Below are 11,257 nucleotides of genomic sequence, written 5' to 3'. Positions count from 1 at the left end.
CGTCTTTCCTTACGCGAGGGGGATCCAGACCCGCATCGGGCCGCCGTCCCGGTTGTCCCACTGGAAGTAGGGGACGGCGGTCGCGGTCACGCTGGTGCTGGTCGCCAGGGTTTTCGTGGTGTACGGCAGTCCGCCGCGCGGCTGGTCCACGGCGGCGGCGTCGGTTTCGATCAGTACGGTGCGACCGACGCCCGGGAGGTCGTCCACGGGCTTCGGACGCAGGGGTGCCTGCGGGCTCAGGGCGAGGTCGTCCACCTCGACGCCCTCGGGCTGGTCGGTCTGCTCGAAGCAGTAGACGAGCGGTCCGCGCTCCAGGGCCACGCTGCCCCGCAACGCGTCGATCCTGCGGTGGGGGTGCACGATCCTGGGCGTCATGTCGAGCCGGAGCTCGACCGTGTCGCCCCGGCGCCACTGACGACGGATACGGAAATATCCGTCGTCGGCGGCTTGGGCGGGGCTGTCATCGATGGTGGTGTTCTCGCTCCAGGCGGGGATGCGCAGCGCGAGCTCCCATTCGCCCTCGTCCTCGATCGTGATGCGGACGAGCCCGTCCCACGGGTAGTCGGTCTCGATCCGGACCCGGCCGTTCACGGTGCCGGGGACGTACTGGTGCAGCTGGAGGCCGGCGTCGGTGGTCGTGGCCAGGTAGGAGCCGAGCGAGGCCACCAGGCGCATGATGTTCGGCGGGCAGCAGGCGCACGCGAACCACTCCCTGCGCCGCCCGAGATAGGCGTCCTCGACGAGGTCGGAGCGGCGCTGCAGCGGGTTGACGTAGAAGAAGCGCACGCCGTCGGCCGACGTGGAGGCGGCGAAGGCGTTGTAGAGCGTGCGCTCGATCAGGTCGGCGTGGCGGCCGTGGCCGGTGGCCAGGAGCAGCCGCCAGTTCCAGTGGATGCTCGCGATGGCGGCGCAGCTCTCGCTGTAGGAGCGGTCGGACGGCAGCTCGTACCGCTCGCCGAACGCCTCGCCGTCGTGGCGCGAGCCGTGGCCGCCCGTGATGTACGTCTTGGTGGCGACCATGTCCTCCCAGCGGCGCAGCGAGCACTCCAGCAGCGACTCGTCACCGGTCTCCAGGTAGACGTCCACGATGCCGGCCTCCAGGTAGAGCTGGCGCACGGCGTGCCCGACCGCGGTGTCGGCCTCGCGGACCGGCAGGTGGTCCTGGGCGTACAGCATGCCCATGCCGCTGTCCTTGATGAGACCCTTGCCGCGGTTGTCGATCAGCTTGGACGCCAGCTCCAGGTACGTGCGCTCGCCGGTCAGCCGGTACAGCTCGACCAGCGCGGTCTCGACCTCGGCGTGGCCGTCGATGCCGTCGTTCCCGCCGGTCAGGAACTCCTCCACCAGGTGGTCGGCGAAGCGCCTGGCGACCTCGACCACCCCCTCGCCGATCCCGGCGCGGGCGGCGGCCACCGCCGCCTGGAACAGGTGGCCGGCGCAGTACATCTCGTGGCTGTACTCGAGCTCGGCGTAGATCTTGTCCGGCTTGACGACCTGGTAGTGCGAGTTGAGGTAGCCGTTGTCCCGCTGGGCCTTCTTCAGCACGGCCGCGGCCTGGTCGGCGAACTCGGCGTACCCTGGCTCAGGGGCGCGGACGTACTCCCACGCGATCGCCTCCAACTGCTTGTAGAGGTCGGAGTCCTGGAAGCGGTAGCCCTGGAAGGGCCCTTCGCCCTCACCTCCGGCGCGGCGGAGGTTGGGCAGCACGCCCGAACGCTCCATCTGCTCCAGGCCCAGCGGGATGCTGTCCTCATGATTGATCCGCTGCCATCGGGCGAACGGGCCGCCGGTGATGACGACGTCATTGATGCCGATCGGCCGCCACAGTGCCCGACTGGACGGAACGACAGGACTCTGGTGCATCAAGCTCCTCAACCTCAACTCGGGGCCTCGCTGAGAAAACCTTGGGAATAGGTTTTCTCAAACGGAGGGTAAGGTGTGATACATCACAGGTCAAGAGCAGATGCTTGTGCGCGAAAGGGGACTCGGTTGATCAGTCCTTCGGATGGGACGGCGAAGACCATCACGATCAGGGACGTCGCGGCCGCGGCCGACGTGTCGATCGGCACCGCGTCCAAGGCGCTCAACGGCCGCGGCCGGATGCGCGACGAGACCCGCGACCGGGTGCTCGCCGCCGCCGAACGGCTCGGCTTCCGGCCCAATCCGCTGGCCCAGGGACTGCTGGCGGGCCGCACGTACACGGTGGGCCTGGTCACGGGCGACAGCTTCGGCCGCTTCAGCATCCCGGTGATGCTGGGCGCCGAGGACGCGCTCGGCGCCGGGCAGATCTCGGTGTTCATGTGCGACACGCGCGACGACCCGATCAGGGAGCGGCACTACGTCGAGCGCCTGCTGGCCAGGCGCGTCGAGGGCATCATCGTCACGGGGCGGCGCACCGAGCCGCGTGCCGGCATCGGCCATGACCTGCCCGTTCCCGTCGTGTACGCGATGACGCAGTCGACCGACGACTCGGACGTGTCGATCATCCCGGACGACGAGGGCGGCGGGGCGCTGGCCGCCCGCCACCTCATGGCGACGGGCCGCACCCGCATCGGCCACGTCACCGGGCCGCAGCGCTTCCAGGCCGCGCGGCGGCGCGCCCAGGGCCTGACCACCGCCCTCGCCTCGGCCGGGCTGTCACCGGCGGGCGAGATCCTGTACGGGCAGTGGAGCGAGGAATGGGGGCGGCAGGGGGCCGACGTGCTGCTGCACGCCGCGCCCGACGTGGACGCCATCTTCTGCGGGAGCGACCAGATCGCCCGCGGGGTCGCCGAGACGCTGCGCGAGCGGGGGCGGCGGGTTCCCGAGGACGTGGCGCTGGTCGGGTTCGACAACTGGGAGCCGATGGCGCTGGGGTGCCGGCCGCCGCTGACGACCGTGGACATGAACCTGGGGGAGATCGGCCGGATGGCGGCCCGGCACCTGCTGGACGTCATCGCGGGCAAGCCCGCCACCGGCGGCGTCACGATCGTCCCGGCCAGCCTGGTCCTGCGCGAGTCCACCCGCCGCGCCGCCCCGTAGCGGGGGGCGCTGCAAGGCGCTGCAAGGGCGGCGGATGGGGTTGACCGGTGCTGTGTAACACCTTACTGTGCGCCAGGGAAAACCTATTCCCATCCTTAAAGGAGTCCGGATGGACCGAGGATGCCGCAGCGCCCCGAAAGCCGCCAGGGGCGCCAGGCGAATCACCGTGGCGGCAGTCGTACTCGCCTCCTTACTCACCGGCGTGTCGCAGCCCGCGCACGCCGCCGCGCCGACCGCGACGGTCGTCGACATGTTCGGCAGGACCGTCAACGACTACGGCGTCAAGCTCGTCGACTGGCAGGGCTACCTGGCCAACCCGTACGTCGAGCTCACCGTCAAACCCCCGACCGGCGTCCAGTACCCCGTCACGATCGACCTCAAGGCCGAGGGCACCTCCAGGCTCATGATGGACCTGCCCAGCCAGCTCACCGCCACCGGCGCCACCAAGACGCTGACGTTCGCGAGCGCGAGTGACCAGAAGGTGTTCCGTCTCGCGATCCACTCCAAGCGGGGCCCCGGCCAGGATGAAAGTTACACGCTCAAGCTGAACATCCGGGACGGGTCCGGCACGACGACCCTGCAGCAGATGCCGATCCGGGTGCAGCAGGACGAGAAGACCGCGCTGCAGCCCAGCCTGCCCATCAACTTCGACTACCGCTACGACAACATCACCGGCTACTTCAACGAGCCGAACTTCCGGAACGCCGCCGAGGAGGCGGTGAAGGACTGGTTCAGGTTCTTCGACATGCAGCCGTTCGACACCGTGGCGTCCGGGGCGGAGAACAACCACCTGCCGGGCAACGACTGGCAGAACACCATCAACGTCACCAACAACGCCGCCTACAACGGCATGTACGTGTTCTTCCGCGGCATCCAGACCCCGTACTCGACCGGCTACCCCGCCGCCAACGGCAAGTACAGCACCCGGGGCGGCCAGCAGCTCGCGGGCCCGCTGCACCGCTCGACCGCGATGATCTTCGAGTACGACGAGGCCGGCAAGCAGCTGTTCACCTCCCTGGCCGACGAGGACTGGTACAAGACGGAGATCGCGGGCTCGGTGCTCGACGTGCACGGCCTGGTCATGCACGAGTACGGCCACGCCGTCGCCTATCACAGCGACTGGGCCGGGATGCGCTCCTACGTGGCTTCCGGGGGCAATGACCCCGATGTCGTCGCCTACGAGGGCTACCCCGTCCCCCTGGACAGCAGCTACCACATCCCCGGCGACCAGAAGTACTGGGACCGGCTCAGCGGCCAGAACGGCGGCTGGACCCACATGTTCCCCACCCGCCGGTGGATGCTGACCAAGCTGGCGCTGCTGGTCGCGGAGAACGCCGGGTGGAAGCTCAACCGCAACCTCACCCCGTTCCTGCCGCCGTCCATCGTCACCACCTCCCTGCCGTCGGCCACGCCGGGCACGGCCTACAGCCAGACCCTTCAGGCCAAGGGCGGCGTGCCGTTCTACGACTGGCAGGTCACCGGCGGCTCCCTTCCCGCGGGGCTCACGCTCGACCGGTTCACCGGCGCGATCAGCGGCACCCCCACCACGGCGGGGACGGCCGGCTTCACCGTCCAGCTGCGTGACTACGACAAGCTCAGCACGCCGCAGACCAGGACCTTCCAGCTGACGGTCGGCACCGGCGGCGGCACCTCCACCAACGTGGCCGGCAGCGCGACCCCGTCGGCGTCGTACACCTCTCCGTGGGAGAGCGTGGCGGCCATCAACGACGGCATCGACCCGCCCAGCTCGAACGACACCGTCAACCGCCGCTGGGGCACCTGGCCCAACACCGGCAGCCAGTGGGCCGAGCTCACCTGGCCGTCCGCCCAGACCCTCAAGTCCGCCGACGTCTACTTCTTCGACGACGCCGACGGCGTGCGCCTGCCCGCCTCCTGGAAGCTCCAGTACTGGAACGGCAGCGCCTACGTCGACGTCCCCGGCACGTACCCGATCGCCATCAACGCCTACAACAAGGTCACGTTCAACCCGATCAGCACCACACGACTACGCGTGGTCCTGCAGAGCGGCCAAGCCTCGGTGGGACTGCTCGAAGTGAAGGCCTACACCTAGAAGGGTTCAATGCGGAAGATCGCCATCTTCAGCGCGCTGGCTGCCCTGGCCGGCGCGCTGTCGGTCCCCTCTCCCAGCCTCGCCGCACGTCAGCCCGCTCCCGCGCTGGACGTGTTCGACATCTTCTACCGCAAGGTCAACGACTACGGCGTCCAGCTCGTGGACTGGCAGGGTTACCTCGCCAACCCCTACATCGAGCTGACCGTGCGCGCGCCGAAGGTTCCCGGCATCCAGTATCCGCTGAAGGTGGATCTGCAGGCCAAGGGCACGTCCCGGCTGATGTTCAACATGCCGAGCGAGCTGACGGCCGCCGGGGCGACCAAGTCCTTCACGCTCACCGGCCCCGCCGACCGCGAGGTCGTACGGCTGGCCATCCACTCCAAGCAGAGCGGCGGCCAGGACGAGCAGCACCAGTGGATCATGAAGACCACGGACGCGAGCGGCGCCACCGGCACCCAGACCATGCCGATCCGGGTGCAGCAGGACGAGAAGACCCCGCTCAAGCCGACGATCCCCATCGACTTCGACTACCGCTACGACGACATCACCGGCTACTTCAAGGACCCCGGCGTCCGCAAGGCCGCCGAGGCCGCGGTGCGGAACTGGTTCGCGTTCTTCGACCTGCAGCCGTTCGACACGGTCCCGGCGGGCGACGAGGTGAACCGGCTGCCGGGCGATGACTGGCAGAACGAGGTCGAGGTCTCCAACGCCAAGCCGTACAACGGCATGTACGTCTTCTTCCGCGGCATCCAGACCCCGTACTCGACCGGTTACCCCACCATCAACGGCAAGTTCCACACCCAGAACGGCAAGCCCACCCCCTACCACCGCTCGACCAGCATGATCCTCGAGTACGACGAGCAGCTGATGAAGCTGTTCACCTCGCTCAAGGACGAGGACTGGTGGAAGACCGACCTCGGCCAGGTGATCGACATCGAGGGCCTGGTCATGCACGAGTACGGTCACGCGGTCGCCTTCCACAGCGACTGGCAGGGCATGGCCGACTACGTGGCCTCCAAGGGCAAGGACGACCAGGAGGTCATCGACTACCAGGGCTACCCCGTACCGCTCGACACCAGCTACCACGTGCCCGGCGACGACCCGTACTGGGACCGGATCAGCGGGCAGAGCGGCGGCTGGCGGCACGTCTTCCCGACCCGCAGGTGGGAGCTGACCAAGCTGTCGCTGCTGATCGCGGAGAACGCCGGCTGGAAGCTCAACCGCAAGCTGACCCCGTTCCTCAAGCCCTCGATCGAGACCGCCACCGTGCCCGCCGCCACGGTCGGCGCCGCCTACCAGCACAAGCTCGCCGCCAAGGGCGGCGTCCCGTTCTACGACTGGCAGATCACCGGCGGCTCGCTGCCGGAAGGGCTCACCCTCGACAGGTTCACCGGAGCCGTCACCGGCAAGCCCGCCAAGGCCGGGTCGTACGAGTTCACCGTCCAGCTCAGGGACTACGACAAGCTGAGCGCCCCCGTCACGCGTGACTACAAGCTCACCGTCGGATAGCACGAAGGAGGGCGGCGGAGACCCCGCCGCCCTCCCCCTTTCGTCGTTCGTCTTTCGTCAGAGGCCGTAGCGGCTCTTCAGGTGCCGCCACCAGTCCCGGAACATCCACTTGTCGAACTCCGTGATCTGCGCCGCGCTGCCCGCCTTCATCAGGAAGCAGCACTGGCCCGTCGGAGTCCAGTCGTAGAAGTCGTCCAGGCCGAACGAGTGGCCCATCTCATGCAGCAGGATGTGGATGTTGTCGGCGTTGAGGTTCGACATGTAGTACTCGCTGCCGATCCGCTGCCCCCAGTCGCCCCCTGCTCCCCCGCCGAACCCGGCGGTCAGCCAGAGCGACATGTCGTAGTGGTGCGAGGCGCCGCCGGGGCAGTTGGGGTACTGGCCGCTCTGGTTGAAGAACCGGCCGCAGGGCTCGGAGCACTGGGGCGCGTTCTCGCGGATGTTGTTGACGTAGATGTCCACGGAGTTGTCGCTCCACTGCAGCTGCGCCCGGTCCCGTACGGCCCAGCCCACGACCTTGACCGGCACGTTCGCGTAGGGCCAGCCGTTGTGGCCGGCCATGACGTCCATCCACTTCTTGAACTGGCGGGCCAGCACCGCGTGGATCTGGTCACGCTGCGCCGCGGTCACCGTGGCGGTGGTGTCCCAGCGTACGCAGTAGTTGATCGAGCCGCCGTTGGCCATGATCTGGTCCCAGCCGTAGTTGCGGAACCCGTACAGGTTGGGGTACGTGCTCTCGACGTGCTGCCAGACCTCGTTGAGCGGGGTGACCAGGTTGGCGGGCGGGTTCCAGTTCGAGGTGCCGCCGCCGGAGTCGGGGGCCCACGCCTTGACCTCCAGCAGGCCGACCGAGCCCGCGCCGCTCTGCAGCTGGACGCGCAGGCGCGTGGTGCTGACCTGCGTGAAGGTCACCTTGTTGTAGGCGTTGACCGCGATCGGGTACGAGGCGGAGATGTCGACGTAGGCGCTGCCGTTCCAGTACTGGAGCTTCCAGGAGGCGGGGACGCGGACGCCGCCGCCGTCGTCGAAGAAGTACACGTCGGCGCCCTTGAGGTTCTGGGTCGAGCTCCAGGTGAGCTCGGCCCACTGGGTGCCGGTGTTGGGCCAGGTGCCCCAGCGGCGGTTGACGGTGTCGTTCGAGCTGGGCGGGTCGATGCCGTCGTTGATGGCCGCCACGCTCTCCCACGAGGAGGTGTAGGAGGCGGACGGGGTCGCGGTGCCGGCCACGTTCGTGTCGGCGAGGGCGTTCTGGATGGGTAAGAAGAACGTGATGATCAGGAGGAGGGGCAGGACGGCCAGTCGTTTCATTCGGGCCTCTCTGGTTGTGGTAGCGCTAACATTCGAGGGCTCACCGGTAGGTGATGTCGGATGAAGAGTAGATGCAGTTCACGCCGTCGGCCCCGGATCCGATTTTCACCGGCTCCTGGCCCTTGGGGACGCCCCGGTACTTCTCGCAGATGGTGGCGCTGCCGTACACGGTGATCCGGCTGAACCTGGCCGTGTCGCCCCAGTTCGTGTTGATCCCGGCCAGAACCTTGGTGGTGCGGACGGTGACGCCGTCCATGACCACGTTCCGCCGGTAGGAGGTGGAGCAGTTGCCGCAGGCGCGGTAGAGCTTGCCCGAGCCGTGCACCTGGAAGTTCCTGATGGTCAGCGTGCCGGCGCCGTTGTGCTGGAACACCTTGTCGGAGGCGGACTTGGCGCCGCCGCCGTCCACCAGGTAGGTCGCCGACGAGCTGGACGACTTGAACGTCGCGGCGTCCTCGCCCACGTCGTTCCACCACACGTTGCGGATGGTGCACGAACCTTCGCAATGGATGCCGTCGCCGGCCGGGGCGTCGATGATGACGTTCTGGATGGTGCCGCCGTTGGCCACGACGAACATCGGGTCCTGGCTCTCGCCCTGGCCGCCGTCGCCGATGCCGTAGTAGCGCTTCATGCCGCCGTCGAAGAACGTGCCGGCGTTGCGGGTCGAGGTGAGGTGCACGCTGCCGGTGTCCGAGGGCCAGGGGCCGCTGCCGTCGGTCGGGGCGGCCTGCGCGGGTGGCGCCGCGGTGACGGCGGCCAGCAGTCCGGCGGCCATCGCTGTGGCCACCACAGTGGAACGGGATCGGAATGTCAAGGTCGCCCTCCCTTTCGGTAAGCGCTTTCCCAGCGAGACTGAACCGCGCCTGCTTTGATCGCACGGGCACGGGGCCACGTCAAACCGGGGACGGGGCGGTCGCCGCCGACCTGCGGGTTCGGGCTGAAAGTTTCATCTTTCCGGGGCCCTGAATTGTCGGCCCGGCCGCGTAGGGTGCCCGCATGGCGATGCTCATCGGGAGGGAGCGACCCGCAGCCGTGCTCCGCGGCGAGGTCGAGCGCACGCTCGTCAGCCACGGCGCGCTGGTGCTCGTCACCGGCGAGGCGGGCATCGGCAAGAGCGCCCTGGTGGCGGGCGCGGCGGCGGAGGCCGTGCGCGCGGGCGCCCGGCTGCTCGGCGGTGCCTGCTGGGAGGGCGAGGGCGCACCGGGCTACTGGCCGTGGGTCCAGGTGGTCCGCCGCCTCACGCCAGGGGCGACGCTGCAGAGCCCTTTTCTGGGCCTGGCCGGCTCCGACGGGTTCGAGCTGTACGACGCGGTGACCGGCCTGCTGGTGGACGCCTCCCGCGAGCGGCCGGTGGTGGTCGTGCTCGAAGACCTCCATTGGGCGGACGCGGCCTCGCTGCGGCTGCTGGAGTTCGTGGTGCGGCACGCCTGGTTCGAGCGGCTGCTGGTGATCGGCACCTATCGTGACGCCGAGGTCGACGGGCCGCTGAGCCTGCCCCTGGAGGCCAAGGCCACCGTCCTGACGCTGACGGGGCTGGACCGGGAGGAGGTGGGCCGGCTGGTGGCCCACACCACGGGCGTGGACGCCGGCGAGGAGCTGGTGACGGAGATTCACCGTCGCACGGGCGGCAACCCGTTCTTCGTGGAGCAGACCGCCCGCCTGTGGCAGGGCGGGACCTCGCTCGCGACGATCCCACCGGGGGTGGGGGCGGCCGTGCGCCGGCGGTTGTCGCGGCTGCCGGAGGGGGTGCTCGAGGTGCTGCGCATGGCGGCGGTCCTGGGCCGCGACTTCACCGAACCCACCCTCCACACCGCCCTCACTCCCCCGCTCGCCCCCTCTCCACCCCACGGCCCTGCACCCCACGGCCCTACACCCCACGCCACCTCATGCGACGGCCTCTCATCCCACGGCACCTCCCACGGGACCTCGTTCCACGGCATCTCATGCAACGGCACCTGTCTCGACCGCTCCTCATCCGACGGGGCCGCGCCCGATGACTTCTCTCCCGCCGCCCCTCCGCATGACGAGCCCGCACCGACCGAGCCTGCGCCCGACGGCCCCTCACCCAACGAGCCCTCGCTGGGCAGGCCCGCGCCCAACGAGCCCTCGCTTGACCAGCCTCCACCTGACCAGCCCCTATCTGACGGGCCCGCACCCGACGGCCCCTCACCCGACGACTCTCGACCTGACGGGCCCCCGCCCTGCCGAGGATCCGGTTCCTCCCCCGCTCGCGGCGCCTCTCCGGCCGGGCAGTCGCTCCTGGCGACCGAGCTCTCGGTGCGGCGGGCCCTCGACCAGGCCGTGTCGGCCAAGCTCATCACCTGTCTGGGCTCCGGCCACCATGCCTTCATCCACGACCTCGTACGCGAGACCCTCTACGCCGAGCTGAACGAGCACGAAGTCCGTGCCCGTCACGCGGCCGCCCTCCGCGCCCTCGACCCGGCAGCACCCGCGATCCGCGCCCACCACGCGTACCTCGCCGCCACACCCGAAGCCCCCGCCCTCCTCCTCACGGCGGCCAGGGACGCCGAGGCACGGATGGCGAACGAGGAAGCAGTCAGCCACTACAGGCGGGCCCTGGAGCTGACCCCCGCAGGGGAGGTTCGCAAATGGGCCACAATCGGCCTGGACCTCGGCGTGGCGCAGCACCGGGTGGGCGACACCGCCACCGGCGCCCGCACGCTGGAGGCCGCCGTCGCCATCGTCCGTCGCCTCGAAGACCCCGACCTGCTGGCCCTGGCCGCCCTGAAGCTGCACGACCTCGGCCACACCGACCACGGCCGCTGGACCGACTTCGTCCACGAGACCCACCACCGCCTGGTCCCCCCACCCACCCCCACTGCCAACACGCCGGCCCACAAGATCGCCGTCCCCGTACGGGGCGAATCCGCATACGGGCGACCCGGGGCTCAGAGCGCGCCGGATCAGGGCAGGCCCAGCCCAGCAAGCGCAATGGGCCCGGCACGCAACCACACCCCAACGACACGCCGACGCGACGACATCGCGCAGATGTCCGCCTACGTCTCCTCCGAGACGAGCGACACCACACGCGAAAGCGAAACCACCCGCCAGGACCACACCACCCGTGTGGGCACCGCCAAGAGACGCCATCACGGCGACACCACGGGCGGGCGCAACACCGCAGGCTCGCGCGACATCACGGACAACCGGCGCGGTGGCATCGCGCACACGACCACCGACACCTCCCACGAGACAGCCGACACCGCAAGTCAGCACGGCACCACACGGGACCGCAGTGCTCTGCACGAACGCAACGCCCCGCGCGAGATCGACCACCTGCACGAGGACGATGCCCAGCTCGGAGGCGACGCCCAGCTCGGAGGCGAC

7 protein-coding genes are annotated in these 11,257 nt (G+C 69.3%); 4 read left to right on the top strand and 3 right to left on the bottom strand.

What is annotated here, in order from left to right; all coding sequences use genetic code 11:
* Nucleotides 1-9: 9 nt before the first annotated feature.
* Nucleotides 10-1,863 carry a beta-L-arabinofuranosidase domain-containing protein gene (locus AB0L65_RS42695; RefSeq protein WP_364258198.1) on the bottom strand — a complete coding sequence of 618 codons (1,854 nt, stop codon included), beginning with the start codon at nt 1,861-1,863 and terminating at the stop codon, nt 10-12.
* Between the two features lie 126 nt (nt 1,864-1,989).
* On the opposite strand from AB0L65_RS42695, the gene AB0L65_RS42690 reads away from it, so the two are divergent.
* From AB0L65_RS42690 to AB0L65_RS42680, 3 genes are all read left to right on the top strand, one after another.
* The gene (locus tag AB0L65_RS42690) at nt 1,990-3,021 is read left to right on the top strand and encodes a LacI family DNA-binding transcriptional regulator (RefSeq protein WP_350736589.1); all 1,032 of its coding nucleotides are present in this window, start codon (nt 1,990-1,992) and stop codon (nt 3,019-3,021) included.
* Nucleotides 3,022-3,130: 109 nt separating this feature from the next.
* Nucleotides 3,131-5,092, top strand: a complete 1,962-nt coding sequence (locus AB0L65_RS42685) for an Ig domain-containing protein (protein WP_364258195.1) — start codon at nt 3,131-3,133, stop codon at nt 5,090-5,092.
* 9 nt (nt 5,093-5,101) lie between these two features.
* On the top strand, nt 5,102-6,601 hold the full coding sequence (locus AB0L65_RS42680) for an Ig domain-containing protein (RefSeq protein ID WP_363980010.1): 1,500 nt from the start codon (nt 5,102-5,104) through the stop codon (nt 6,599-6,601).
* A gap of 57 nt (nt 6,602-6,658) precedes the next feature.
* Here AB0L65_RS42680 and AB0L65_RS42675 read toward each other — a convergent pair whose 3' ends face one another.
* Nucleotides 6,659-7,909 carry a hypothetical protein gene (locus tag AB0L65_RS42675; RefSeq protein ID WP_364258192.1) on the bottom strand — a complete coding sequence of 417 codons (1,251 nt, stop codon included), beginning with the start codon at nt 7,907-7,909 and terminating at the stop codon, nt 6,659-6,661.
* Nucleotides 7,910-7,949: 40 nt separating this feature from the next.
* Nucleotides 7,950-8,723 (bottom strand): pectate lyase, encoded by a 774-nt coding sequence (locus AB0L65_RS42670; protein WP_364258189.1) that lies wholly within the window; start codon nt 8,721-8,723, stop codon nt 7,950-7,952.
* A gap of 182 nt (nt 8,724-8,905) precedes the next feature.
* Between AB0L65_RS42670 and AB0L65_RS42665 the strand changes: the two genes are divergently transcribed.
* A partial coding sequence (locus tag AB0L65_RS42665) for an AAA family ATPase (RefSeq protein WP_364258186.1) occupies nt 8,906-11,257 on the top strand: 2,352 nt, incomplete at its 3' end.

This window comes from Nonomuraea sp. NPDC052116 (assembly GCF_040680035.1).
GTDB lineage: Bacteria > Actinomycetota > Actinomycetes > Streptosporangiales > Streptosporangiaceae > Nonomuraea > Nonomuraea angiospora_A.
This window is presented reverse-complemented; position numbering and strand designations above follow the sequence as displayed.

Coding starts and splice junctions, on each gene's coding strand:
- AB0L65_RS42695 (WP_364258198.1), bottom strand. CDS start 1,863: ATGCACCAGAGTCCTGTCGTTCCGTCCAGTCGGGCACTGTGGCGGCCG.
- AB0L65_RS42685 (WP_364258195.1), top strand. CDS start 3,131: ATGGACCGAGGATGCCGCAGCGCCCCGAAAGCCGCCAGGGGCGCCAGG.
- AB0L65_RS42680 (WP_363980010.1), top strand. CDS start 5,102: ATGCGGAAGATCGCCATCTTCAGCGCGCTGGCTGCCCTGGCCGGCGCG.
- AB0L65_RS42675 (WP_364258192.1), bottom strand. CDS start 7,909: ATGAAACGACTGGCCGTCCTGCCCCTCCTCCTGATCATCACGTTCTTC.